Source organism: Mumia sp. zg.B53 (assembly GCF_019550935.1).
Classification (GTDB): Bacteria; Actinomycetota; Actinomycetes; order Propionibacteriales; family Nocardioidaceae; genus Mumia.
Map to the genome: position 1 here is coordinate 2230104 of NZ_JAHWCK010000001.1, position 25645 is coordinate 2255748.

The 25645-nt window shown below is 70.1% G+C and carries 24 protein-coding genes and 1 tRNA gene; 18 read left to right on the top strand and 7 right to left on the bottom strand.

What is annotated here, in order from left to right; translation table 11 throughout:
• The first annotated feature begins 59 nt into the window (after positions 1-59).
• Positions 60-2111: an MMPL family transporter gene (locus KV102_RS10915; RefSeq protein ID WP_308290303.1), complete on the top strand. Its 2052-nt coding sequence runs from the start codon at positions 60-62 to the stop codon at positions 2109-2111.
• A gap of 43 nt (positions 2112-2154) precedes the next feature.
• Here KV102_RS10915 and KV102_RS10920 read toward each other — a convergent pair whose 3' ends face one another.
• On the bottom strand, positions 2155-2649 hold the full coding sequence (locus KV102_RS10920; protein WP_220346190.1) for a MarR family winged helix-turn-helix transcriptional regulator: 495 nt from the start codon (positions 2647-2649) through the stop codon (positions 2155-2157).
• 119 nt (positions 2650-2768) lie between these two features.
• Here KV102_RS10920 and KV102_RS10925 point away from each other — a divergent pair, with 119 nt between their 5' ends.
• The 3 genes from KV102_RS10925 to KV102_RS10935 are packed head-to-tail and all read left to right on the top strand — an operon-like array spanning position 2769 to position 4288.
• A complete protein-coding gene (locus KV102_RS10925) occupies positions 2769-2984 on the top strand; it encodes a helix-turn-helix domain-containing protein (protein WP_220343604.1) in 216 nt (71 codons plus the stop codon).
• 1 nt (position 2985) lies between these two features.
• Positions 2986-3519, top strand: coding sequence for a Clp protease N-terminal domain-containing protein (locus KV102_RS10930; protein ID WP_220343605.1), 534 nt, complete (start codon positions 2986-2988; stop codon positions 3517-3519).
• Position 3520: 1 nt separating this feature from the next.
• A complete protein-coding gene (locus KV102_RS10935; protein ID WP_220346191.1) occupies positions 3521-4288 on the top strand; it encodes a methyltransferase domain-containing protein in 768 nt (255 codons plus the stop codon).
• Here KV102_RS10935 and KV102_RS10940 read toward each other — a convergent pair.
• Positions 4285-4947 (bottom strand): TetR/AcrR family transcriptional regulator, encoded by a 663-nt coding sequence (locus tag KV102_RS10940; RefSeq protein WP_220343607.1) that lies wholly within the window; start codon positions 4945-4947, stop codon positions 4285-4287. The two genes, KV102_RS10935 and KV102_RS10940, sit on opposite strands and share 4 nt — an antisense overlap.
• A 270-nt stretch (positions 4948-5217) precedes the next feature.
• On the opposite strand from KV102_RS10940, the gene KV102_RS10945 reads away from it, so the two are divergent.
• Positions 5218-6084, top strand: coding sequence for a serine aminopeptidase domain-containing protein (locus KV102_RS10945; RefSeq protein WP_255559635.1), 867 nt, complete (start codon positions 5218-5220; stop codon positions 6082-6084).
• A 179-nt stretch (positions 6085-6263) separates the two neighbouring features.
• On the top strand, positions 6264-6488 hold the full coding sequence (locus KV102_RS10950) for a hypothetical protein (RefSeq protein WP_220343609.1): 225 nt from the start codon (positions 6264-6266) through the stop codon (positions 6486-6488).
• A 37-nt stretch (positions 6489-6525) separates the two neighbouring features.
• On the opposite strand, the gene KV102_RS10955 is transcribed toward KV102_RS10950, so the two are convergent.
• On the bottom strand, positions 6526-7491 hold the full coding sequence (locus KV102_RS10955) for an acyl-CoA desaturase (protein ID WP_220343610.1): 966 nt from the start codon (positions 7489-7491) through the stop codon (positions 6526-6528).
• 67 nt (positions 7492-7558) lie between these two features.
• A complete protein-coding gene (locus KV102_RS10960) occupies positions 7559-8014 on the bottom strand; it encodes a helix-turn-helix domain-containing protein (protein WP_220346192.1) in 456 nt (151 codons plus the stop codon).
• 62 nt (positions 8015-8076) lie between these two features.
• Here KV102_RS10960 and KV102_RS10965 point away from each other — a divergent pair, with 62 nt between their 5' ends.
• The 6 genes from KV102_RS10965 to pth all read left to right on the top strand — a co-directional run bounded on the left by KV102_RS10965 (position 8077) and on the right by pth (position 13653).
• Entirely contained in the window at positions 8077-9573 is a 1497-nt protein-coding gene (locus KV102_RS10965) for an MFS transporter (RefSeq protein WP_255560607.1), read from the top strand.
• A tRNA-Gln gene (locus KV102_RS10970) sits at positions 9574-9653 on the top strand.
• A gap of 35 nt (positions 9654-9688) precedes the next feature.
• Entirely contained in the window at positions 9689-11152 is a 1464-nt protein-coding gene (gene glmU, locus KV102_RS10975) for a bifunctional UDP-N-acetylglucosamine diphosphorylase/glucosamine-1-phosphate N-acetyltransferase GlmU (RefSeq protein ID WP_220346193.1), read from the top strand.
• Entirely contained in the window at positions 11149-12129 is a 981-nt protein-coding gene (locus KV102_RS10980) for a ribose-phosphate diphosphokinase (protein ID WP_220343614.1), read from the top strand. The genes glmU and KV102_RS10980 overlap by 4 nt, the downstream gene beginning before the upstream one ends.
• 208 nt (positions 12130-12337) lie before the next feature.
• Complete coding sequence (locus KV102_RS10985) at positions 12338-13009, top strand: 50S ribosomal protein L25/general stress protein Ctc (RefSeq protein ID WP_220346194.1); 672 nt, start codon at positions 12338-12340, stop codon at positions 13007-13009.
• Positions 13010-13068: 59 nt separating this feature from the next.
• Positions 13069-13653 (top strand): aminoacyl-tRNA hydrolase, encoded by a 585-nt coding sequence (pth, locus tag KV102_RS10990; RefSeq protein ID WP_220343616.1) that lies wholly within the window; start codon positions 13069-13071, stop codon positions 13651-13653.
• On the opposite strand, the gene KV102_RS10995 is transcribed toward pth, so the two are convergent.
• Entirely contained in the window at positions 13643-14785 is a 1143-nt protein-coding gene (locus KV102_RS10995) for a glycosyltransferase family 4 protein (protein ID WP_220346195.1), read from the bottom strand. The two genes, pth and KV102_RS10995, sit on opposite strands and share 11 nt — an antisense overlap.
• Before the next feature lie 77 nt (positions 14786-14862).
• Entirely contained in the window at positions 14863-15360 is a 498-nt protein-coding gene (locus KV102_RS11000) for a GtrA family protein (protein WP_220346196.1), read from the bottom strand.
• A gap of 163 nt (positions 15361-15523) precedes the next feature.
• Here KV102_RS11000 and KV102_RS11005 point away from each other — a divergent pair, with 163 nt between their 5' ends.
• The 3 genes from KV102_RS11005 to KV102_RS11015 are packed head-to-tail and all read left to right on the top strand — an operon-like array spanning position 15524 to position 18206.
• Positions 15524-16321, top strand: coding sequence for a polyprenol monophosphomannose synthase (locus tag KV102_RS11005; protein ID WP_220346197.1), 798 nt, complete (start codon positions 15524-15526; stop codon positions 16319-16321).
• On the top strand, positions 16318-17070 hold the full coding sequence (locus tag KV102_RS11010; protein WP_220346198.1) for a CDP-alcohol phosphatidyltransferase family protein: 753 nt from the start codon (positions 16318-16320) through the stop codon (positions 17068-17070). The genes KV102_RS11005 and KV102_RS11010 overlap by 4 nt, the downstream gene beginning before the upstream one ends.
• Positions 17067-18206 (top strand): DUF1972 domain-containing protein, encoded by a 1140-nt coding sequence (locus tag KV102_RS11015; protein WP_220346199.1) that lies wholly within the window; start codon positions 17067-17069, stop codon positions 18204-18206. The genes KV102_RS11010 and KV102_RS11015 overlap by 4 nt, the downstream gene beginning before the upstream one ends.
• 13 nt (positions 18207-18219) lie before the next feature.
• On the opposite strand, the gene KV102_RS11020 is transcribed toward KV102_RS11015, so the two are convergent.
• Positions 18220-19107 carry a glycosyltransferase family 2 protein gene (locus tag KV102_RS11020; protein ID WP_220346200.1) on the bottom strand — a complete coding sequence of 296 codons (888 nt, stop codon included), beginning with the start codon at positions 19105-19107 and terminating at the stop codon, positions 18220-18222.
• Between the two features lie 151 nt (positions 19108-19258).
• Here KV102_RS11020 and KV102_RS11025 point away from each other — a divergent pair, with 151 nt between their 5' ends.
• The 3 genes from KV102_RS11025 to KV102_RS11035 all read left to right on the top strand — a co-directional run bounded on the left by KV102_RS11025 (position 19259) and on the right by KV102_RS11035 (position 25627).
• A complete protein-coding gene (locus tag KV102_RS11025; RefSeq protein ID WP_220346201.1) occupies positions 19259-19960 on the top strand; it encodes a hypothetical protein in 702 nt (233 codons plus the stop codon).
• A 107-nt stretch (positions 19961-20067) separates the two neighbouring features.
• On the top strand, positions 20068-23571 hold the full coding sequence (locus KV102_RS11030; RefSeq protein ID WP_220346202.1) for a PKD domain-containing protein: 3504 nt from the start codon (positions 20068-20070) through the stop codon (positions 23569-23571).
• A gap of 1 nt (position 23572) precedes the next feature.
• Positions 23573-25627, top strand: coding sequence for a glycosyltransferase (locus tag KV102_RS11035; protein WP_220346203.1), 2055 nt, complete (start codon positions 23573-23575; stop codon positions 25625-25627).
• The last annotated feature ends 18 nt before the right edge of the window (positions 25628-25645 follow it).

The following is a 25645-nucleotide window of genomic DNA, read 5'->3' on the forward strand; positions in this document are numbered from 1 at the left end:
ATGGAGTGACAGTGTCTCAGCGCGAATCCGGCGAACGGTCGCATTCTCGGATCCGGTGGGTGCTGCCGATCGCGCTCGTGCTCCTGTGGCTGGTTCTCGGAGGGCTCGCCGGGCCCTTCGCCGGAAAGCTGTCGGAGGTCTCGGAGAACGACAACGCCGCCTTCCTGCCCGAGAGTGCGGAGTCGACCGAGGTCGCGGCGATCGAGGAGAAGTTCGCTCCCGAGTCCGTGCCGATCGTCATCATCTGGGAGTCGGACGGCCCGATCTCCGCCGAGGGTCGAGCGGCCGCCGCGCAGCAGCTCGACGCCGTGTCGAAGGTCGAGGGCATCGAGGGGCAGATCAGTCCACCGGTTCCCTCGGAGGACGGTGATGCCCTGTCGGGGTTCGTGCAGGTGGGTGCGTCGTACGAGGGTGACATCGAGACCGTCGTCGACGACATCCGCGGCGTTGTCGAAGAGGTGGACGGAGCCACGCCGTACGTGACCGGGCCCGGCGGGTTCGCCGCCGATCTCGGAGCGGCGTTCGGCGGCATCGACGGGATCCTGCTCGGAGTCGCGCTCGCCGTCGTCCTCGTCATCCTGCTGATCGTCTACCGAAGTCCGCTGCTGCCCTTCGCCGTGCTCCTCACGTCCGTCCTGGGGCTCGGTCTCGCCGCCTTCGTGGTCTACCAGCTCGCCGACGGCGGCGTGCTCGACCTCAACGGCCAGAGCCAGGGGATCATGTCGATCCTGGTAGTGGGTGCGGCGACCGACTACGCCCTGCTGCTCGTCGCGCGATATCGAGAGGAGCTGCGCGTCCACGACGACCGGTTCTCCGCGATGCTCGTCGCGTGGCGCCGTGCGCTGCGTCCGATCATCGCCTCCGGGAGCACGGTCATCCTGGGCTTGCTCTGCCTCCTGCTGTCCGACCTCACCTCCAACCGGAGTCTGGGGCCGGTGGCTGCCCTCGGCATCGCCGCGGCGATGCTGTCGGCGCTCACCTTCCTGCCTGCCGCCCTCGTCCTCCTGGGCAGGGTCGCGTTCTGGCCGTTCAAGCCGCACGTGGGCACGGCCAAGCCGGAGGAATCAGGCGTCTGGGGCAAGGTCGCGGGCCAGGTCGAGCGACGGCCGCGCCGCCTCTGGGTCGGTGCGACCCTCGCACTCGTGGCCGCGGCGGCGTTCGTCCCGACCTTCAACGCGTCGGGCGTCTCGCAGAGCGACCTGTTCCTCGGTGAGGTCGAGGCGGTGCAGGGCCAGGAGGCGCTGGCGCGTCACTTCCCGGGCGGTTCGGGTTCGCCGGCTGTCGTGGTGGCTCCGGAGGACGACCTCGAGGAGGTCGTCAAGGTCGTCGAGGGCACCGACGGCGTGGCTTCCGCCATGCCGATGGCCGAGCGTACGAGCGGACCGCCGACGGGCGACGCCCCGCCTCCCATGGTGGTCGACGGGCGTGTCGTCGTCGAGGTCACGCTCGAGGACGCGGCGGACAGCCACGCCGCCGAGGAGACGGTCCGGACCTTGCGCGACGAGCTTCACGAGCTGGGCGACGACGTCCTGGTCGGCGGCTCCACGGCACAGCAGGTCGACGGCAACGACGTCGCGGAGCGCGACCGGACGGTCATCATCCCGGTCGTCCTCGCGGTCATCCTGCTGGTCCTGATCGTGCTGCTGCGGTCGGTGCTCGCCCCCGTGCTGCTGGTCGCGACGACGGTTCTCAGCTTCTTCTCGACGCTGGGAGTGGCCGGACTCGTGTTCACCCACGTGTTCGGGTGGGAGGGCGCCGACCCGTCCGTCCCTCTCTACGCGTTCGTGTTCCTCGTCGCGCTCGGGATCGACTACAACATCTTCCTCATGACACGAGTGCGGGAGGAGTCTGCCCGACGGGGCACGCGCCAGGGGATCCTCCATGGGTTGGTGGTCACCGGTGGCGTGATCACGTCGGCCGGGATCGTGCTTGCCGCGACGTTCTCCGCACTGGCGGTGATCCCGATCCTGTTCCTCGCGCAGCTGGCGTTCCTGGTCGCCTTCGGGGTCCTGCTCGATGCGCTCGTCGTACGTTCGCTGCTCGTTCCGGCGCTGTCGTACGACATCGGCTCGCGGATCTGGTGGCCGAGCGCGCTGCAGCGCCGCCGGTGACGCCGTCGGCCGGGGTGCGCGGGCAGCGCCCCGGCCGACGGGCTCACCTGCTGACGTCGAAGGGAAGCAGCAGTCCCCTCAGCAGGGCCACCAGGTGTCCCGTGTCATCGCCTCCGAGAGACGCGAGCAGCTGACGCTCGCGCTCCAGCAGTGCCTCCAGCGCCGCGTCGACGGCGGCTCTGCCCGTGCTGGTCAACCTGACCTGCACCCCGCGGCGGTCGACGGGGTCGGGGAGGCGCTCGACGAAGCCACGAGCCGCCAGCCGGTCGATACGGTTGGTCATGGTGCCGCTGGTCACGAGGGTCTCGCGCAGGAGCTGACCGGGAGACAGCTGGTACGGCTCGCCGGAGCGTCGCAGTGCAGACAGCACGTCGAACTCCCACGTCTCGAGGTCGTGGTCCGCGAAGGCCTCACGCCGGGCGAGATCGAGGTGCCGGGAGAGCCGGGACACCCGGCTCAGCACCTCCATGGGGTCGACGTCGAGGTCGGGGCGCTCGCGTCGCCACGCAGCGACCAGCCGATCCACCTCATCGTCCACCTCTCCAGCGTACCGTCGAGATTCTCGACATCGAGAGTTCGCGCACGCCGACGCGCCGGGGTGACCCACATGTCAATAAGGGTTGACGCCTGCCAACTGCGTCAATTACGGTTGACAGCATGTTCGACGCCGACCCGCTGACCGACTCTGATCCCGCCGTGGGCCTCCGTGCGGTCCGTGCGCTCCGCGAGCTCGCCGACCGTCTCGAGCGCCTCCAGGTGGAGCGCGCGCGAGCCCTCGGGTGGTCGTGGCAGCAGATCGCCGACGCCCTGGGTGTCTCGAGGCAGGCGGCGCACAAGAAGCACGGCGGCGAGGACCGAGAGGGGAAGGGCTGACATGTTCGAAAGATTCGCGGCAGAGGCGCGCTCGGCGGTGGTCGATGCGCAGGAGGAGGCACGCGAGGCAGGGGACCGCCGCATCGAGCCGGTCCACATCCTCGGGGCGCTGGTGAGGCGGGGTGCGGACGACGGGCTGCTGGCACGCCACGGGGTGACCCACGAGGCAGTGCGCCGAGAGATCGTGCGAGGGGGTGGCGGTGCGCTCGACGCGGAGGCGCTGGCGGCCGTGGGTGTCGATCTCGACGCCGTCCGCGCCCAGGCCGACACGACGTTCGGTGAGGGTGCGCTCGAGCGTGCCGGAGGGCGGAGCCGAGGACATCTCCGGTTCACCCGTGCCGGCAAGAAGGTGCTCGAGCGTGCGCTGAGAGCGACGGTCGCGGGCCCCGGACGTGAGATCGGGACCGTGCAGCTGCTGGCGGGTGTCCTCTCGGTCGACGACGCGCGGCTCGCGGCGGTGGTCTCGGCGGTGTGCGACGATCCTGACGCCCTCCGGGCCGACGTCGACCGCGCCGTGGCGGGCTGGGCGGCCTGACGTGGCGCAGTGGGACCCCGCGCTGTACCTCGCGTACGAGTCCGAGCGCGCGCGGCCGTTCGTCGACCTGGTCTCCCGGATCCCGACCGAGCCCCGCGCGATCGTCGACCTCGGGTGCGGACCAGGCCACCTGACCGCCGTGCTGAGGGGCCGGTGGCCGGCCGCGACCATCCTGGGGGTCGACTCCTCTCCCGAGATGGTCGAACAGGCGCGGCATGAGAACGCCGATCCCGCAGTGGGCTACGAGCTGGGCGACATCGCGGCATGGTCTCCCGCGGACCCCGTCGACCTGGTCGTCTCCAACGCCGCGTTTCAGTGGGTGCCTGACCAGCTCGAGGTCGTGCCACGACTGCGTGAGCACGTCGCCCCCGGTGGGGTGCTGGCCTTCCAGGTCCCCGACAACCACCAGGAGCCGAGCCACGTCCTGCTTCGAGAGCTCGCCTCGCAGGACCCCTACGCGGAGCATGCCGCTGGGCTGGCGGAGGCGCGCGGTGTCTCACCCCGCACCTACCTCGAGCTGCTCGTCGACGACGCCTGGGAGCTCGACGTCTGGGGCACCACCTACCTCCACCTGCTCCCGGGGGAGGACCCGGTGTTCCGGTGGATCTCCGGGACCGGCGCGCGTCCGGTGCTCGAGGCGCTCCCGGAGGGCCTGCGCGGTCGCTTCGTGGAGGACTACAAGGCGGCGTTGCGCTCGGCGTACCCGAGGGAGGGGTACGGGACGGTGCTTCCGTTCCCGAGGACCTTCGTCGTCGCGAAGCGGCGCTAGGGCTTCGGTGCGTCGCGGAAGAGGGTCGGCTCGGCCTCGAGGTTGGAGAGCCCGTTCCAGGCGAGGTTGACGACGTGGGCGGCGACGATGTCCTTCGTCGGCCGGCGCGCATGGAGCCACCACTGGCCTGTCGTGGAGACCATGCCGACGAGCATCTGGGCGTACATCGGCGCCAGCCTGGCCTCGTACCCGCGTCGTTTGAACTCTCCGACGAGGATGTCCTCGACGCGGCTGGCGACGTCACCGATGATGCTCACGTAGGACCCGGTCGGCGAGCCGACCGGCGCGTCTCGCACCAGGATCCGAAACCCGTCCGAGCTGGTCTCGATGTAGGTGAGCAGGGCGACCGCCGCCGCCTGGAGGAGCTCGCGGGGCCCGCCTGTGGTGAGAGCGGCGCGCATCATGTCGAGGAGCGTGCGGACCTCGCGGTCGACGACCACCGCGTACAGCCCTTCCTTGCCGCCGAAGTGCTCGTACACGACCGGCTTGGACACCGACGCCCGTGAGGCGATCTCCTCGACCGTCGTCCCGTCGACCCCACGGTCGGCGAAGAGCGTCCGAGCGATCGCGATCAGCTGCTCGCGCCGCTCGGCAGCCGTCATCCGTCTGCTGCCCTTGCGCTTGGCGTCCGGGGCGGGGTTCTTGGCCACTCTCGGCATTGTGCCCTACGTGACGTCAGCGCAACCTCGGCGCGCTCCTCGAGGGCGATGCCCGGAATCTCAACGTCCGGTGCATCTCCCGAATGGCGCGAGATTCTCCACTATCCAGGGCCTAAGCAAGCGCTTAGTCACCACCGACATAGCACGTCACAGAACTTCTTCTAGTGCTCTTGTCCAGGTTGTGATCGGGCGTTAACGTCCCGTTCACCTCGCGGTCTCCCCGGTCGTTCCGGGGCATCCCTGGGCCGCGGAACCGATGGGAGACCGATGATGTTCAGACCACTTGTGCTCCGGCTCGTGACCTTGTTCGCGGCCGTGGCCCTGCCCTTGGTGGGCGCGACGGCTCCGACCGCGACCGCCGCCGACAACCCGTACGAGCGGGGCCCTGCCCCGACGGCTTCGAGCGTGCTCGGCAACGGGTCGTTCGCGGTCAGCACCACCTCGGTGTCGCGGCTGAGTGCCTCCGGTTTCGGGGGCGGCACGATCTACTACCCCACGTCCACCAGCGCCGGGACGTTCGGCGGAGTGGTTCTCGCTCCGGGCTTCACGGCGACGTCCGGGTCGTACGCCGGGCTCGCGCGCAGGGTCGCGTCGCACGGCTTCGTCGTGTTCGCGATCGACACGAGCTCGACGCTCGACCAGCCCGCCAGCCGGGGGCGCCAGATCCTCACGGCACTCGACTACCTCACCGAGCGCAGCTCGGTGAGGTCGCGCGTCGACGCCACCCGGCTCGCGGCCTCCGGCCACTCCATGGGCGGCGGCGGCACGTTGGAGGCAGCGAACTCGCGGCCCACCCTCAAGGCGGCCGTCGCGCTCCAGCCGTGGAACACCGACAAGACCTGGCAGGGGATCCGGGTCCCGACGATGATCATCGGTGCCCAGAACGACTCGATCGCCGCCAACAGCTCCCACTCGATCCCGTTCTACAACAGCCTGACCGGGGCACCTGAGCGGGCGTACGGCGAGCTGCGCGGGGAGAGCCACCTCGCCGCCAACACCAACCCCGACTGGCAGGGCCGCCTGATGGTGACCTGGCTCAAGCGCTACGTCGACTCCGACACGCGGTACTCGCAGTTCCTGTGCCCCGCGCCTACCTCGACGGCGCTGTCGGACTATCGGAACTCCTGCCCCGACTGACCTCACGGCGGATCGCAGGAGGAGGCGGCCGGGCATGGTGGACGAAGCACCGTGCCCGGCCGCCTCACATCATGCCCGGGTCGGCGTCACGACCTCGGCCGCGCGGGCTCTGCTTGCGGCATCGCCGCGGCAGGTCGACTCTGGAGGAGACATCCAATCCTCTGAGGAGGTCGCGTCGCATGCATCTCAGCACCCTGGCCAAGTGGAGTCTCGTGGTCGCCGTGGTGGCGGCGTTCGTGATCACCGGGGCCACCATCCTGCTGCTCGTCCGGGGCGGCACCCTCAACAGCAACCCGTGGGAGCCGATCGGGACGGCTCTCGCCATCTTCGGCGCCATCTCGGCACTCGTGATCGGGATCGCCGAGGCCGACATCGGCACCCACCAGACCAAGCGGGACAGCTAACCGCGGACGCGGCGACGCGTCCGCGGCGCTCGAGAGGTCAGGCCGCGGCTCTCGCGGTGGCCTCGACGCGCTTGGCCTCGATCCGGGACGGGACGGGCCACCGCACGTCGCGCACCCAGCCCGCCTTCTCGAGGAGCCAGATGACGCGGGCCGAGATGTCGATCTGACCGGGCAGCACGCCGTGGCGCGCGCAGGTCGGGTCGGCGTGGTGCAGGTTGTGCCAGCTCTCGCCCATCGACGGGATCGCCAGCCACCACACGTTGCCGGAGTGGTCGCGTGACTTGAACGGCGACTCGCCGACCGTGTGGCAGATGGAGTTGATGGACCACGTCACGTGGTGGACGAGGAAGAGCCGGACGAGGGAGCCCCAGAAGAACGCGGTCGCCGCGCCCTGCCAGGACCATGTCGCCAGGCCACCGATCACGGGCGGCAGGGCGAGGGAGATCAGCACCCACATCGGAAAGAGCTTCGACAGCCGGACGATGTCGCGGTCCTTCAGGAGGTCGGGCGCGTACTGGCGCTGAGGAGTCTGCTCGGCGTTGAACATCCATCCCAGGTGCGCGTAGGCCAAGCCCTTGGTGAGCGCGGGCACCGTCTCGCCGTAGCGCCACGGGGAGTGCGGGTCGCCCTCACGGTCGGAGAACTTGTGGTGCTTGCGGTGGTCGGCGACCCAGCGCGTGATCGGTCCCTGGATCGCCAGGCTGGCGGCCACGCCCAGCGCGATCTTGACCCCGCGATTGGGCTTGAACGCCTTGTGGGTGAAGAGGCGGTGCATGCCGACGGTGACGCCGAGGGTGGAGATCACGTAGAAGACCGCCAGCAGGACGAGGTCGAGCGGTCCGAGCCAGCCGCCCCAGGCGACAGGCACCGCGGCCAGGATGGCGAGGATCGGGAGCACGACGAAGATCCCGAGCATGATCTGCTCAGGCTTGCCGGGGGGTGCGCCCTCGGCGCCGAAGCCGGCCTCGTTGTGTAGCGGGGGGGTCTCGGTGCGTACTGACATGTGGAGGTCCTCGTGTTCGACGGCAGTCTCGCGCGAGCGCGGGCGTTTCAACCTACGCGCGCGTAGGTTAAGTCTTGCTGGCGGTACCCGCCTGAGCAACTTTTACGCCCGCTCGGGCGCGGTCGTACGACATTCGAGCCCTCGCCACCTCGCTCTGGTGCTCCTCGGTCCACCGGACCAGCGACTGGATCGTCTCGAGCAGGGTGCACCCCAGCGGCGTCAGCGTGTAGTCCACGCGCGGTGGCACCACCGGGTGGACCGTCCGCTCGACCAGCCCGTCGCGCTCGAGGTGCCGGAGCGTCACCGTGAGCATCCGCTGGCTGATGCCGTCGATGGCCCGCCGGAGCTCGGTGAACCGCATGGTCTGGTTGCCGACCAGGGAGATCACGAGAAGAGACCACTTGTCGGCCACCCGGTCCAGGATCTGGCGGACCTCGCAGTCCTCGCGCGAGTCCCACTGGAAGGCGTCGTACGGGACGGTGTCGTCGCAGTGCGTCGGTTCTTCTGAAGTGCCTTCTTCCATAAGTCCTCATGGTTCCTCACGATGGGCTCAGTGACAAGAAGTAACCACACGAGGAGCACGTCATGCACGAACGCGTCCCCACCGAGCACACCGCCGCGCAACCCTCTCGATCGCGGGCGCGCGCCCGCGACGCGCCGATGCTGGCCGTCCTGTGCGGCGCCATCTTCCTCGAGGGGATCGACCTGTCGATGACGGCTGTCGCCCTGCCGTCCATCCGGGCAGACCTCGACATGTCGACCACCGGGCTGCAGTGGGTCGTCAGCGCGTACGCCCTCGGCTACGGCGGTTTCGTCCTGCTCGGGGGGCGCGCGAGCGACGTCCTCGGGCGCCGGCGGACCTTCCTCACCTGGTTGGTCGTCTTCCTTCTCTTCTCCGGATTGGGAGGTGTGGCGGTCGACGGGTGGATGCTTGTGGTCTCCCGCTTCGTGACCGGAGTCGCGGCCGGCTTCCTCACCCCGGCCGGTCTGGCGCTCGTGACCACGACCTTCGCTGAGGGGCCGCGTCGTGACCGCGCCCTCTTGATCTACTCCGGGGCCGCCGCCGGCGGCTTCTCCCTCGGGATGATGGTGGGTGGCCTGCTCACCGCGATCGACTGGCGGTGGGTCTTCTTCGCGCCGGTCATCATGTCGGCCGTGCTGTTCGCCGGTGCCGTCGCGCTCGTCCCACGCGACGAGCGCGGCGACGGGTCTGCGCGGGAGCGGTTCGACGTGAGGGGGACTCTCGCCCTCACCTCGGCGATGCTGCTCGTCGTGCTGGCGCTGGTGCAGTCGCCGCAGGCGCCTGCGCTCAGGACGGTGGTGGTCGGCGTGCTGGGCCTCGCGCTGCTCGGTCTCTTCGTCGCCCTCGAACGGCGGGCGCCGGCGCCGGTCGTACGGCTCGGCATCCTCCGGTCCGGGCGCCTGGTCCGCGCCAACCTCGCGGCGCTGCTGCTCGTCGGCGCGTTCGTCGGGTTCCAGTTCGTGATGGTGCTGTACCTGCAGGAGCTGCGGGGATGGTCGGAGGTCAAGACCGGGATGGCGATGGCGGTGCTCGGCCTCGACGCCGTGCTGGCCCCGACCATCACGCCGCTGCTCGTGGCGCGTTGGGGCAACACGGTGGTCTTCCTCAGCGGGTTCGTGGTCGCCGCCGTCGCCTACGCGTCGCTGCTCCGGCTCGGGGCGGACTTGGTCATACGCGGCACTGCTGCCCTCCTTCGTCCTGGTGAGCATCGCGTTCGCGCTGACGTACGGGCCGCTCACGATCGAGGCGACGAACGGGGTCGCTGCGCACGAGCAGGGCCTTGCCGGCGGGTTGCTGTCGACGTCCTTCCAGTTCGGGTCGGCGTTGGGGCTCGCCGCGGTCGCGGTGGTCCTGGCTGCCGTGTCCGGTCCCGCGGCGACGATCGGGCTCGACGGCTTCCGGGCCGCGCTGCTCGTCCCGGTGGTGACCGCGCTCCTCGGGGTCGCGGTGAGCGCGGTGACCCTGCGTCGGGAGTCGGCCCTGCGACGGGACTGAGGAGGTCCGGCGTCCGGCTCGGTGTGTGCAGGGGCCCGTTGGTTCCGTACGCTGGGGGCGGATGATCCCCGGTTGGTCTGTCGGCAGGGCCCGCCGCACTTTGAATGCGGATCAAGCGACGTAGGTTCGACTCCTACCCGGGGAGCTCATCCGCCCGAGTCGTCGGTACGAGAGGAACCCGTGAGCGAGCAGGCTCCGACCATCGTGATGGTGCTGGCCGCCGGTGGCGGCACCCGGATGCGGTCCAAGACCATGAAGGTCCTCCACCCCCTCGCCGGGCGAACGTTGCTCGGTCATGCGCTCCACGCCGCCCGAGGGATCTCCCCGGAGCATGTGGTCGCGGTGATCGGCAACCAGCGTGAACAGGTCGCGGAGCACCTCGCCCAGGTCGATCCCGACGTGATCCAGGCCGTGCAGGAGGAGCAGCTCGGCACGGGCCACGCCGTCGCGGTCGGGCTGGCCTCCCTCGGCGACGAGGCGGTCGGCAGCGTGGTCGTGCTGTACGGCGACGTGCCGTTGCTGGAGCCCGAGACGCTCGAGCGCTTCGTGGAGGACCACCGGCAGCACGGCCGTACCCTCAGCGTCCTCACGGCGAAGGTCGCGAACCCCCACGGCTACGGTCGCGTCGTCCGCGGCGCCGACGGCGGCGTCGTCGAGATCGTCGAGGAGCGCGACGCCACCGACGAGCAGCGCAGGATCGACGAGATCAACTCCGGCATCCTCGCCTTCGATCTCGCATGGGCGCGCGAGGCGCTGCGGACGCTCGGCAACGACAACGCCCAGGGCGAGTACTACCTCACCGACCTCATCGGTCTCGCCGTCGCCGAAGGCCGCGAGGTCGGCGCGTACGAGATCGCCGACGCCGTGCAGACCGAGGGTGTGAACACCCGCGTCCAGCTCGCCCGTCTCGCCGCCGAGGCCAACCGCCGCATCGTCGAGCGCCACATGCTCGCCGGGGTGAGCGTGGTCGACCCGGCGACGACTTGGATCGACGTCGACGTCTCGATCGGGCCCGACACCACGATCCTGCCCGGCACCCAGATCCTCGGCGCGACGAGCATCGGCGAAGACGCCCTGATCGGCCCCGACTGCACGCTTCAGGACATGGAGATCGGTGACGGCGCCAGCGTGGTCCGCACCCACGCCTCGCTGTCGGTGATCGAGGCCGAGGCGACCGTGGGTCCGTTCAGCTACCTCCGCCCGGGCACGACGGTGGGCGCCGGCGGCAAGCTCGGTGCGTTCGTCGAGGCCAAGAACACCCGACTGGCTCCCGGCGCGAAGGTCCCTCACCTCTCGTACGTCGGTGACGGCGACATCGGAGAGGGCGCGAACATCGGCGCGGGCTCGATCTTTGCCAACTACGACGGCGTCAAGAAGAACCGCACGACCATCGGCGCTCACGCCCGCATCTCGTGCAACAACACGTTCGTCGCCCCGGTGAGCGTCGGTGAGGGCGCCTTCACCGGTGCGGGAGCGACGATCCGCGAGGACGTTCCGCCAGGGGCACTTGCGGTGTCGGCTGGATCACAGAGGACGATAGAAGGGTGGGTCGCGAGGAAACGCCCCGGGACCCCAGCCGCCGAGGCGGCCGCCCGTGCGGCCGCCGGCGACCAGAGCGACGACGCCCAGGAGAGTCCCACGTGACCGGCATCAAGCGCACCACCGAGAAGAACCTCATGCTCTTCTCGGGTCGAGCCCACCCCGCTCTCGCCGAGGAGGTCGCCAAGGAGGTCGGCACCTCGCTCGTCCCGACGTCGGTGTACGACTTCGCCAACGGCGAGATCTACGTGCGATACCAGGAATCCGTACGCGGCTCGGACGCGTTCGTGATCCAGAGCCACTCCGCGCCGATCAACGAGGCGATCATGGAGCAGCTCATCATGGTCGACGCCCTGAAGCGGGCCTCGGCCAAGCGGATCACGGTCATCCAGCCGTTCTACGGATACGCCCGACAGGACAAGAAGCACCGCGGTCGCGAGCCCATCTCCGCGCGCCTCATGGCCGACCTGTTCCTCACCGCCGGCGCCGACCGTCTGATGGTCGTCGACCTCCACACCGCTCAGATCCAGGGCTTCTTCGACGGCCCGGTCGACCACCTGATGGCGATGCCGATCCTCACCGAGTACGTCCTCGAGCGCTACGGCGACAAGCGGCTCGCCGTCGTGTCGCCGGATGCGGGCCGCATCAAGGTGGCCGAGAACTGGGCCGAGAAGCTCGGCGGCGTGCCGCTGGCGTTCATCCACAAGACGCGCGACATCGACCGTCCGAACGCGTCGATCGCCAACCGCGTCGTCGGTGAGGTCGAGGGTCGCACCTGCGTCCTGGTCGACGACCTCATCGACACCGGCGGCACCATCGTCCAGGCGTGCGAGGCGCTGATGAACGCCGGAGCCGCCGACGTCGTCATCGCGGCGACCCACGCCGTATTCTCGGGGCCGGCGGTCGAGCGACTCGCAAGCTGTTCGGCAGCCGAGGTGATCATCACCGACACGCTGCCGCTGTCCGAGGACAAGCGGTTCGACAAGCTGACCGAGCTCTCCATCGCGCCGCTGCTCGGGAAGGCCATCCGTGAGGTCTTCGAGGACGGGTCCGTCACGAGCCTGTTCGACGGCAAGGCCTGAGCCTCCGCCGTACCCGTCTCGAAGCCCGCTTCGACAGCCTTGCCTCCGCCCTTGTATGATGGGGAAGTTGCCTCGGCGAGGGTTGGCTTTCCGTCAGCCGTGATCGACTTGGTGTCTTGGACTCAGTGCGCGATGCGGCCGTCCGAAAGACCACCGTCGCCGAGGCGCGACCCGCACGAAGACCCCGCTTTTAAGGAGCAGTTCCGCCGTGTCCGAGATCAAGATCAAGGCTGAGACGCGTACCGAGTTCGGCAAGGGCGCCGCTCGCCGTATCCGTCGCGACAACAAGGTTCCTGCCGTCCTCTACGGCCACGGCATCGATCCGATCCACGTGATGCTGCCAGGCCACGACCTCATGCTGGCGCTCAAGCAGCCCAACGCGCTGCTGTCGGTCGACGTCGACGGGGACGCCCAGCTGGTCCTCCCCAAGCAGGTCCAGCGCGACCCGATCAAGGGCTTCATCGAGCACGCCGACCTCCTGGTCGTCCGCAAGGGCGAGAAGGTCACCGTCGACATCCCGATCGTCGTCACCGGCGAGTCGGTGAGCGGTTCGATGGTCGTCACCGAGAACTCCTCGGTCCCCATCGAGGCCGAGGCGACGCACCTGCCCGAGCAGATCGAGGTCTCGGTCGAGGGCCTCGACGCCGGTGCTCAGATCCACGCGTCCGACCTGGATCTGGCCAAGGGCTCGTCGCTGGCCGTCGACGGCGATCTGCTGATCGTCAACATCGTGGCCGAGCCCACCGCGGCGCAGGTCGAGGCCGAGCTGGAGGAGGCCGAGGCCGAGGCCGGCATCGAGCGTGACGAGTCGCAGGCCGAGGCCGCCGAGGCCGCCGAGGCCGCCGAGGCCGAGCAGACCGAGGCCGCACCCGCCGAGTGATCCTGGGACGGATCTTCCGAGCCCCGGCTCACCGACGCGAGCAGGAGAACGACGACGCCATGACGGAATCGCCATGGCTCGTCGTCGGCCTGGGCAACCCCGGACCCGGGTACGCCCAGACGCGTCACAACATCGGCTACATGGTCGCCGACGCCCTCGCTGAGAGAGCGGGTGGCCGCTGGAAGTCGCACAAGCCCACGCGCGCGGACGTCGTGGAGGGTCGCCTCGGCGGCCCTTCCGGCGTCCGCGTCGTGCTCGGCCGCTCACGCGGCTACATGAACGAGAGCGGCGGTGCCGTCAAGGCGTTGGCGACGTTCTACAAGGTGCCGCCCGAGCAGCTCGTCGTGGTCTACGACGAGCTCGACCTCCCGTACGAGACCATGCGCGTCAAGCTGGGCGGCGGGGACAACGGCCACAACGGGCTGAAGTCCATCCGCGCGTCGCTGGGCACCGGCGACTACTACAAGGTGCGGGTGGGCATCGGTCGTCCGCCCGGTCGCCAGAGCCCTGCCGACTACGTGCTCAAGCCGTTCTCGAGCACGGAGCGCAAGGAGCTGCCGCTGGTCGTCGAGACCGCGGCGGACGCCGTCGAGACACTGCTCACCTCGGGCCTCGAGGTCGCACAGCGCGAGTTCAACAGCTGATCGTCGCGGGCGAGGCGACTCCCAGCGCCGCGGCGATCCTCTCGCGATAGGCCGCGACGGAGAACCGCGCCCGTGCCTCGGCCTCACCCGCCTCGGCCACCTCGGCGGCCCACGTCGGATCAGCCAGGAAGCGTTCGACCGCGTCGGCGAGGTCCTCGGCATCGCCAGGCTCCGCCAGCAGGCCGGTCTCCCCGTCCTCGACGATCTCCATCAGGCCCTGGACACCGGACGCGACGAGCGGCCGCCGGGCACGCAGCGCCTCGACGGCGGTGTTGCCGAAGGGCTCGACGCGCGACGGCACGAGGACGACGTCTGCCGCCGCCAGCACGGGCCAGGTCGGGGACACGTATCCGTGCAGCGTCACGGCACCCTCCAACGGCGTCTGTGCGGCCCGGGCCCGGAGCTCGCGCTCGAACCACTCGTAGCCAGGGAACACCGAGCCGCAGACGTCGAGCGTCACGTCGTGGCCGCGCTGCCGCAGCAGCGCCGTGGCATCGAGAGCGACATCGACCCCCTTGCGAGGGGACACCCGTGCGACGACGACGAGCCTGGCCGGATCTCCCGGTCGACGGGCCCGGGGAGGCTCGGGCCTCGTGTCAGGCCCGGGAACACCGTTGTGCACCACCACGATCCGGCGACGCAGCAGGCCCGCACGGCGCGTCAGCGCAGCGGCCGACGCGTTGCTGTTGACGACGATCGACCCGGCGAGCAGGTTCGGTGCGGCGAGAGCGGCGAGCACGACGGCGTTGCCCTCGTCCTCGGCCTCGTGGACGTGGCAGACCGTCCGGACGCCGCGCAGACGGGCCGCGAGCAACCACCAGGGGATGGTGAGGGTGTTGACGAGGACGACGTCGACCTGTGACGGGTCGCACGCCCGGAGGAGTCGGGGAAACGCCCGGAGGAGGGACAGCAGGAGCCCGAGCAGTCCGACCGGCGACAACAGACTCTTGCGGAGCACCGGGAACGACACGACGTCGACGGTGGCACCTCGCTCTCGCAACCGTTCGACGAGCGGCCCGTCCTCCGGAACCACCGTGCGGACCTGGCCGCCACGCTCCACGATCGCCGACACGCTCTCCAGGAGCTGGAGATCCGATCCGTAGACGTCGGCGGACGGGTGGGCAACAAGCACGGATCGGTGGGTGCGCAACGATTCCTCCTGGCCGGCTGGGCTCCGAGACGATCGTAGGGCGGCGTGCAGAGGGACCTTCACCGGCCCGGGGCGGTGATCTCGGCCATCTCCGGGGCAGACTCCGGCGGCGTACGGACCTGGTTGAAGACGAACGTGCGGTAGGCCCAGAAGCGGAACGCGGTGCCGAGCGCCAGGCCGACGACATTCGCGGAGATGTTGTCGGCCAGCGGGCTCGTCAGGTCGAGGAGGTAGTGCGACACAGCGAGACAGCCCAGGGCGATCGCCATGCCGATCCCGTTGAAGACGAAGAACAGGCTGTACTCACGGAGTCGGCTGGCCCGAGCGCGGTGCCGCCACGTGAGCGTGCGGTTGCCGAAGTAGGTCACGAGCGTGGCGACGAACACGGAGATCGCTTTGGCGGTCAACGGCTTGTCCTCAAGCAGCCCAGGACCCGCGTACCGCAGGAGGTTGAACACCGAGACGTCGACGACGTACCCGGTCAGGCCGACAGCGCCGAACGTCGCCAGCTCGTGAGCGAGACGTCGGGCGCGCGAGCGCTCGAGAACCGAAGTCATCCGTCCACCGTAGGCCGAGGAGAGGTCGCGTCTGACCGGGTTGTCCCAAGACGAGATGCGACGCGCACCACTGGCCGGGATCGTGCGATCGTCCGCCCGCCCGCCGCTCAGTTGATAGCGTCGCAACCTCGTACACGCCTCAGCCAGACGGGGATCATCCATCATGTCCACGGACACCTCGCGAGCTCCGCGCACGCTCGTCATCGTCCCGACCTACAACGAGGCGGACAACGTCGTGGGTGCGGTCAGCGGTATCCGGCGCTGCGTGCCGACCGCGGACGTCCTCGTCGCCGACGACGCCTCGCCCGACGGCACTGGTGAGATCGCTGACCGTCTCGCCGGCGAGGACACCCAGGTGTTCGTGCTCCACCGAGCCGGCAAGGAGGGGCTCGGCGCCGCTTACCTGGCCGGGTTCGCGTGGGCGTTCGAGCGCGACTACGACGTGGTCGTGGAGATGGATGCCGACGGCTCGCACCGGCCGCAGGACCTCCCCGGGTTGCTTGCCGGGCTGCGGTCCGCGGACGTGGCGCTCGGCTCACGCTGGGTGCCGGGGGGTGGTGTCGTCAACTGGCCGTGGCACCGACGGCTGCTCTCGCGCGGAGGCAGCCTCTATGCCCGTCTTGCGCTCGGTCTCCCCGTCCGCGACGCGACCGGCGGGTTCCGCGCGTACGACGCGAAAGTGCTGGAGAGGCTGGTCGCCGAGCCCGTCGACAGCCAGGGCTACTGCTTCCAGATCGATCTCGCCTGGCGCGCGGTGCGAGGCGGCTTCACTCTGCAGGAGATTCCGATCACCTTCGTGGAGCGCGAACGGGGTGAGTCCAAGATGAACGGCGGCATCGTGGTGGAGGCCGTACGGAAGGTCACCCGCTGGGGCGTCGAGTCTCGCGTGCAGCGGCTGCGTTCGCGGTCAACCGGCAGCGACGGGCAAGCCTCGGCTCCCAGCGCGGGACGGACTTCGTGACCACCGCGACCAGGACGGTCAAGGAGGCTCTCGACGCGCTCCGGCGGGCGCAGAAGCCGGCCAAGGGCACCGCCGCCTACTCGCGGCACGTCAACAGACCTCTCGGTCGGCAGGTGGCCGCGGTCGTCAGCACGGTCGGGATGACGCCCAACCAGGCGACGGCGATCAGCGCCTCCCTGTCCACCGCCGCGATCGCCCTGCTGGCGCTGACCGAGCCCACCGTGGTGACCGCCTGCGCGATCGCGGTCCTCCTGGCCCTCGGCTACGTCATGGACTCCGTCGACGGACAGCTGGCCCGGTTGGCGGGGGCCGGCTCGCGCAGCGGCGAGTGGCTCGACCACATGATCGACTGCATCAAGACGAGCACGCTCCACCTGGCGGTCCTGATCTCCTGGTTCCGGTGGCCGACGTACGACGAGGCCGGCTGGCTGTTGGTCCCGGTGGCGTACGAGGTCGTGGCGGTCGTCACCTTCTTCGGCCTGATCTTGGTCCCGACCCTCCGGCCGGCAGGGTCACGTGGGTCGACGATCGACGTCGACCGCGAGGAGCACCCGGCGCGCCGCTGGTTGCTGCTCCCGACCGACTACGGGGTCCTCTGTCTCGTCTTCGTGCTGCTCGCCTGGGGGCCGGCGTTCACCGCCGTCTACACCGCGCTCATGCTCGCCAACGCGGCAGCGCTCGCGGCAGCGCTCGTCAAGTGGTGGCGCGAGCTCCGCGCGCTGGACCGGGCCTCCGGGGGCCCACGATGAGGATCGCCCTGTTGGGCACCCGCGGCGTCCCGGCGCAGTACGGAGGGTTCGAGACCGCCGTGGAGGAGGTCGGCCGACGTCTCGTCGACCGAGGACACGAGGTCACGGTCTACTGCCGGGGGAGCGGAGGCGCGGACAGCTACCGCGGTATGACCCTGGTGCACCTGCCCGCGGCCCGGCGCAAGGCGTTGGAGACCTTGTCGCACACCGCGCTCTCGGTCGGCCACGTCTCGCTCGGCCGTGCACGCTACGACGCCGCGGTGGTCTTCAACGCCGCCAACGCCCCGTTCCTGCCCGCTCTGCGCCTCCGGGGCATCCCCACCGCGCTCCATGCCGACGGGTTGGAGTGGAAGCGCGCCAAGTGGGGCGGCGCCGGCAAGCGCTACTACCGTGCGGCGGAGGCGCTGTCGGTGCGCTGGGCCGACGCTGTGATCGCGGACGCGCAGGGAATCGCCGACTACTACGAGGACGAGTTCGGTCTGCCGACCGAGCTGCTGGCGTACGGCGCACCCATCCTTCGAGACCCGCCCGCGGACAGGCTCGCCGACCTCGGGCTGGAGCCCGGGGGATACCACCTCGTCGTGGCTCGGTTCGAGCCGGAGAACCATGTCTCCGAGATCGTCGACGGTGCCGTGAGATCCGGTGCCAGGTTGCCGGTGGTCGTCGTGGGGTCAGCGCCGTACGCCGACGACTACACGGCTCGGGTCGAGGGTCTCGCGGCGCGCGAGCGCAGCCGGGTGAGCCTGATCGGCGGCGTGTGGGACCAGGAGCTGCTCGACCAGCTCTATGCGCACGCCCTGCTCTACGTCCACGGTCACTCGGTCGGCGGGACCAATCCGTCGCTCCTGCGTGCGATGGGCGCCGGCACGGCCGTCGCGGCCTACGACGTGTCCTTCAACGCCGGCGTGCTCGGTGGTGACGGTCTCGTGTTCCGCGATGCCGGGGACGTCGCCTCCTGCCTCGAGCGCGCGGAGGCCGACCCGGCAGAGATGAGGGCGGCGGGCCGGCGCCTCCAGGACCGCGCAGCGGAGCTCTACCGCTGGGACGACGTCGCCGAGGGCTACGAGAAGCTCCTCGAGAAGATCGCGGGCGGGCACTCGACCCGGGGCGTCGCCTCGGGACGCCGCCGAGGATGACGCGGCGGGTCGCTCAGCGCAACGCGCGCCGGGCGCGGAGGTAGCCCTCCCACGATCCGCGCGCAGCGGACACGAGCGGTCCCGGGCCACGCTCGAGGAACTGACGTCGCCCGCCGCGCAGGACCACGTCGCGCGCGTACGAGGGCGCCGTGGAGATCCACCCGCGGATCTCGTCGGCGGTCAGGTGCTTCGACGCGAACAGCAACCGGTTGCGGCAGTTGTAGCGGTAGTAGAGGTCGGACTTCGCGCGTCCGCCCCCCTGGGTGCCGCCGACGTCGTGGACGACCTCGAGGTCACGCCTGACCACGACGCGGCCGCCCCCCGTCACGCAGCGATAGCTCAGATCGACGTCCTCCCAGTACATGAAGTAGTCGTCGTCGAACCCCCCGAGCCGCTCCCACAGTGGCCGCGACACGGCAAGGCACGCGCCGCTCAGCCAGGGATGCGACGCCTGTTCGATCCGTACGCCCGCGGTGCGGGTGGTGCCCTCGGCGACGAGGATGTCGCCGCCTTCCGACCACGTCGACCCGTCAGGGCGCACGATGCGCGGCGCGACGATCGCGGCCTGGTCGGCTCGGACGGCGTCGGCCAGGTGAGACAGGGTGCGGGCGGGGGCGGACGCGTCCGGGTTGAGCAGGACCAGCGTGGCGACTGTTTCGTCGAGGGCGGCGACCGCGGCGTTGACGGCGCTGCCGAAGCCGGGATTGCCGGCGAGGGGGACCAGCTGCCAGCCCCGGTCGGCGCAGAGAGCGGCCACCGCGTCGCGGTTGCCGGCCGACGAGTAGCTGTCGGCGACGACGACGTGCAGGCCCTCGTCCTGAGCCTGCCGCAGCGCCTCGTTCGTCGCGAGGAGGCGGTGCGACGCGTAGTTCACCGTCACGATGGCGGTCGTCGCGGTCACGCTCCTCCTCGAGTCTCGAGACCGGTCGGGTCCGCGTCATCGTAGACGTGACGGTAGCCTCGGTGCTCCGAAACGGCGGACATCGCTCCGCGGCCACGTTAGCCTCGAGAGGCTCAGAGCATCGGGGCGACGAGGAGCGAGGGACGGTTCGGTGAGCGAGAACGCGGAGGGACGGCGGCGCCTGGTCGTGGTCGTCGGAGTGGGCGTCGTCACGGCTGTCGTTCTCCTGGTCGTGGCGGTGCTCGTGCTCGGCGACGACGGGCCGGAGGCCGGGACACGGGGCGAGAAGGCCGAGCCGACGGCGACCGCCGGAGCAGCGTCGACGCCTGGGGCCGAGGAGTCGTCGGGCGACACACCGGCGCCCGACGACGGCGGCTCCGCGCCCTCGACGGACGAGCCCGGCTCCGATCCCGGCACGTCCGTGTCCGACGGCTCGGACGGGCTCTATCCGGGGACCTTGAAGCCGGTTCCGATGAGCGAGTCTGCCGACATGGGAGACGGAGTCACGGCGACGGTCGTTCGTCTGAAGGACGTCCGTGCTTCGGCCCAAGGGGCTGGTGAGGTGGAGGGACCCGGCGTCGTGGTGGTCGTCCGCGTGACGAACGACAGCCGCAAGCCGGTCCAGCTCGGCGACGCGGTCGTGAACCTGAACGTGGGCCGCCAGAACCAGCCGGCCTCGCCGGTGCTCGGTGACAAGCGGACCCGACCCTTCGACGGGAGCCTCGCGGTCGGCGGGTCGGCGACCGGTCGCTACGTCTTCCAGCTCCCGAAGCCCGACGCGCGACGCGCGGTCGTGAGCGTCAGCTACTCCGGCGACGCCGACATCGTGGCGTTCAGAGGTGTCATGCCCTGACCTCGGCGATGTCCCGAACGCGACATCGCAAAACGAACAACCTGCTGATCGTGACTCCTGCTCGGACTAGGTTGTCACCGTTCGACCACCCTTTCTCGGAGGCCTTCATGCGTCGCCAGTCCACCCTTCGCCGGTTCGGTGCCGTCGGTGCTGCCACCGCGCTCACCGTGGCGCTCCTCGGCGCGGTCACCGCGCCAGCGCCGGCCGACTCCGCACCGTCCGATCCCGCGACGCCGGTCACCGTCACCGCGGACGGGCTGCCCACCGTCCAGATCAACGGGGTGGTGTGGGACCAGGAGGTCGTCGGCAACACGGTCTACGCCGTCGGCAACTTCACGCAGGCGCGGCCTGCGGGGTCGCCCGCAGGCCAGAACGTCGTGACTCGCAACTACATGCTGGCCTTCGACATCAGGACGGGTGCGCTGATCTCCAGCTTCAACCCCAACCTGAACGGACAGGCGCTGGCCGTCACGGCCTCGCCCGATGGCTCTCGTCTCTACATCGGCGGTTCGTTCACCCAGGTGAGCGGGCAGAACCGCTACCGGATCGCCGCGTTCGACACGGCCACCGGCGCTCTTGTCCCGGGTTTCAACACCGGCACGGACTCGCAGGTGCGCGCTCTCGTCGCGACCAACGACACCGTCTACGCGGGTGGCATCTTCTCCCGCGCCGGAAACGAGAGCCGCACCCGGCTCGCAGCCTTCGCCGCCTCGAACGCGGCGGTGCGGCCATGGGCGCCCGCGGCAGACCATCGCGTCAACGCCCTGACGATCACGCCCGACGGGTCCCGAGTCGTGATCGGCGGGCACTTCGGCAACGTCAACGGTGCCCAGGCCCGCGGCCTTGCCGCCGTCGACCCGACGTCCGGCGCGACTCTCGGGTGGCCGATGAACCAGGTCGTGAAGAACACCGGCGACGGCGCCGCGATCCTCAGCCTCGCCACCGACGAGGACGGCGTCTACGGCAGCGGCTACGACTACTACGGGAGTGGCGGGTTCGAGGGCACGTTCCGAGCCAGCTCGACCGGCCAGATCACGTGGCTCGACGACTGCCACGGTGACACGTACTCGGTGTACCCGGCGAAGGAGGCGGTGTACGCCGCCGGCCACAAGCACTACTGCGGCAACATCGGTGGATTCGCCCAGACGGAGCCGTGGGACTTCTACCAGGCGACGGCGCTCTCGAAGCAGGCCACGGGCGTCGTGTCGCGCGACACGATGGGCTACCCGAGCTTCCACAACAACCCGTCCCCGACACTGCTCGACTGGTTCCCGACGATCGACGTCGGCTCGTTCACAGGACAGAGCCAGGCGGCCTGGAGCGTGACCGGCAACGACGACTACATGGTCTACGGCGGGGAGTTCCCGAAGGTCAACAACGTCGCGCAGCAGGGCCTCGTACGCTTCGCCAAGCGGTCGCTCGCGCCGAACAACGTCGGACCCAGCGCGTCGCCCAGCCTGACCCCGACGGTGACCTCGAAGGCGCCGGGCACCGCGCAGGTCTCCTGGCAGGCCGCGACCGATCCCGACAGCGGAAGCCTCACCTACCGCGTCTATCGCAACGGCAACACGACCACCCCGGTGTACGAGGTGACGCAGGGCTCCAACTTCTACCACCGGCCGACCCTCACCTTCGTGGACACCGGACTCACGGCCGGCCAGACCTCCACCTACCGCGTGCGGGTCACCGACCCTGACAACAACGTCAGCTGGAGCGGCAACGGGTCCACCTCGGTGCTCGGCAGCGGCGGTACCCCGTACGGCCCCTACGCCCGAGCCGTCCTCGGCAGCAAGCCCACCTTGTACTACCGGCTCGACGAGGCCTCGGGCACCAGCGTCCAGGACTGGGGCGGCACGGACAACGGGACTGCGGGCTCGGGCGTGACCCGCGGCGTCTCGGGTGCGGTGTCTCCGGGTACCGCGTCGAGCCTCAACGGAAGCACCAGCGGGCGCATCAACTCCAACGAGCTGAGGTTCGCGCCCAACGCCTTCACGATCGAGGGCTGGTTCCGTACCAGCTCGATCTTGGGTGGCAGGATCGCCGGCTTCGGCAGCTCAAAGACCGGCAACTCCTCGACGCACGACCGTCTTCTCTACATCAACGGCAGCGGTCGAGTGACGTTCGGTGTCAACCCCGGCGAGATCCGGACGGTGCAGTCGGGCAACGGCTACAACGACGACACGTGGCACCACTTCGCGGCGAGCCTGGACAAGTCGGGCATGAAGCTCTATCTCGACGGCACGATGGTCGGGCAGCGCACGGACACGCAGTGGGGCCAGGCCTACCTCGGCTACTGGCGCATCGGGAGCGACCAGCTCTCGAGCAGCTGGCCGAACCGCGGCACGTCCAACAACCTGAGCGGGCGCATCGACGAGGTCGCTGTCTATCCGCGGGCCCTGCCGGCCGGAGAGATCGCGGCTCACCACCTCACCGGGACGACGGGCGAGGCGCAGAACCTTCCGCCGACCGCGTCGTTCACGTCGTCGACCGACAACCTGTCGGCGTCGTTCGACGCGTCCGGGTCGTCCGATCCGGACGGGGCGATCGCGTCCTACGCGTGGACCTTCGGTGACGGGACGACGGCCACCGGTGCGTCGCCGCAGAAGACGTACGCCTCGGCGGGGACCTACGCGGTCAAGCTGACGGTGACCGACGACGACGGAGCGACGGCGTCGGTCACGCAGAGCGTCACGGTGACTGCACCACCGGTCAACCAGGCTCCCACCGCGTCGTTCACGTCGTCGACCGACAACCTGTCGGCGTCGTTCGACGCGTCGGGGTCGTCCGATCCGGACGGGGAGATCGCGTCCTACGCGTGGACCTTCGGTGACGGGACGACGGCCACCGGTGCGTCGCCGCAGAAGACGTACGCCTCGGCGGGGACCTATGCGGTCAAGCTGACGGTGACCGACGACGACGGTGCGACGGGATCGGTCACCCGCAACGTGACCGTCAGCCTCCCGCCGCCCGATGCGGTCATCGCGCAGGACGCCTTCGGGCGCACCGCGACCAACGGATTCGGGACGGCAGACGTCGGTGGTTCCTGGTCGACCACCTGGCTGGCCAGCAACTACTCGGTCGCCGACGGGGTCGGCCGCCTCCAGATGCACGTTGCCGGAGGCACGTCGACTGCATGGCTGAGCTCCGTCAGCGGGACGTCGACGGAGCTGACGGCCGAGGTCCGCGCCGAGAAGGTCCTCACCGGCTCGGGGATCTTCGCCTGGTTCGGGGTCCGTGGTTCGGTCAACGACGGCTACCGGGTGCGCCTGAGACTTCAGCCCGATGGGCAGGTCGTCGTTTCGCCGAGCCGTTTCGTCGGCGGAGCCGAGTCGCTGCTCGCGAGCACCGTGGCCCCCGGTCTCTCCTACCAGCTCGGCGACGTCCTGAAGGTCAAGGTGCAGGCGGTCGGCACCTCACCGACGACGGTCCGCGCCAAGGTGTGGAAGACCGGGGAGGCGGAGCCGGCATCGTGGACGGCCTCGGCGACGGACTCCACCGCTGCGCTGCAGGCAGCGGGTGGAGTCGGCGTCTCCGGATACCTGGGAGGCTCGGCGACGAACGCGCCTCAGGCGCTCGTCTACGACAACCTGCTCGCCAAGGTCATCGACTGACGTGCCGTCTCGGCCTACGGTAGCCATCGCCGTACTCACGTTCCGGCGCCCTGAGGACATCGAGGCGAGCCTGCCGCGGCTGGTCGCCCAGGCCGCCTCGTACCCGGGGCACGCCTACGTGCAGGTCATCGACAACGACCCGTCGGCGAGTGCTCGCGACGTCGTAGGTTCCTTCCCGGGCGACGACGTCCGCTACGCGCACGAGCCGACGCCGGGCATCGCCGCCGCGCGGAACCGGGCGCTCGCCGAGGTCGACGACGCCGACCTGCTCGTCTTCATCGACGACGACGAGCGCCCCGGCGACGGTTGGTTGGACGCGCTCGTGCGGACGTACGAAGACCATCCTGGTGTCCTGGGCGTGGTCGGACCGGTCGTCTCAGAGTTCGCGCACGCGCCGGAGCCATGGATCCTCGCAGGCCGCTTCTTCACGCGCCGCCGTCTTCCGACGGGAACCGTCGTCGACGTGGTGGCCACCAACAACCTCCTGCTCGACCTCCGCCTCCTACGGTCCCTCGGCCTGGCGTTCGACAACCGGTTCGGGCTCACCGGCGGCTCGGACACCCTCTTCAGTCACGACGCGCGCCTACAGGGCGGGCGATTCGTCTGGTGCGACGAGGCACTGGTGACCGACGTCGTACCGCCGGAGCGTCTGACCCGCGACTGGGTCGTGCGACGCTCCTATCGCAGCGGCAACTCGTGGAGCCGGACCAACCTCGCCGTCTGCGTCGGACCGGGGGCCCGCCTCCGTCAGCGCGCCAGCCTGCTCGCTCAGGGCACGGTGCGCGTCGCTGGAGGGGCGTTGCGCTGGACGGCCGGTCGTCTGACCGGCTCCTTGTCGCAGCGCGCGCAGGGCACCCGCAACATCGCTCGTGGCTCCGGGATGGTGGCAGGCATCCTCGGCCACCGCTACTCGGAGTACGCGCGGGAGGTGCCGCAGGTGAGCGAGCCCTCTCTTGCACGGCCGCGGGTGGCGGTCGTCCTCGGCCACGCGCAGGATCCCGAGGAATGGCGTCGCCGTCACGAGGCCGGCCTCGCGTGGGACGTCACGCCGTACGGGTACGAGAAGGCCCAGCGTTGGTTCGACATGGCGTGGGCACGGTCCCACCCGGAGGGCAGGCTTGGCAGACGTCTCCGCGAGGCCTTCCGTCAACGCCTCGGGTTCGACCTGGTTCATGCATTCCGCAACCGGCGACTCGTCGCCGACTCAGACGTGGTGTGGACGCACACCGAGCGCGAGCACCTGGCCGTGCTGGCGGTCCAGAGGCTCGAGCGCAAGAGCCGCCGTACCCCGGTGATCGCGCAGACGGTGTGGCTCTGGGACGAGTGGGCGGACCTCCCGGCGTGGCGGCGGCGGCTGTACGCGTCGCTGCTTCGCGGTGCCGAGGTGGAGCTGGTCCACAGCCGGTGCAACCGAGAGATCTCGCGTCGGCGCGTCACTGGGCGGGAGGTCCTGCTGGTGCCGTTCGGCTCGGCATCGGTCGCGGGGGAGACGGGTGCCGAGGTCGCGCCGAGCGGGCGCTCCTTGGTCTTGTCGATCGGCAACGACCGACACCGTGACTGGGAGGCCTTGCGCGAGGCCGCCCGCAGCCTCCCCGAGGTGGACTTCGCCGTGGCCACCCGGTCACCGCGCGCGACCGGGCTCGACTGGCCTGCGAACGCCACCGTCGCGCCGGTCACGAACGTGCGGGACCTGGCGGCGCTCTACTCGTCCGCGGCCGTGGTGGCGGTCCCTCTGCTCGACAACGCCCACGCGTCCGGTGCCACGGTGTGCATCGAGGCCCTCAGCGCCGGACGGCCCCTGGTGGTGAGCGACGCAGGCGGCATCGCCGACTACGTCGAGGGAGAAGCCACGCTGGTTCCTGTGGGCGAGCCCGACGCGCTGACCAAGGCGATCATCGACGCGGTGTCAGAGCAGTCCGACGCGGCCGGGGACCGATCGGCTGACCGCGGCCTGACTCAGGACGACTACGTCGGGCGGTACGTGCTGGTGACCCGATGTCTCCTCGAGGGCGCACCGTGGGACCCGCGGATCAGTGCGTTCGCGCCTGTGGGGTGAGGTCTGAGCCAGACGGAG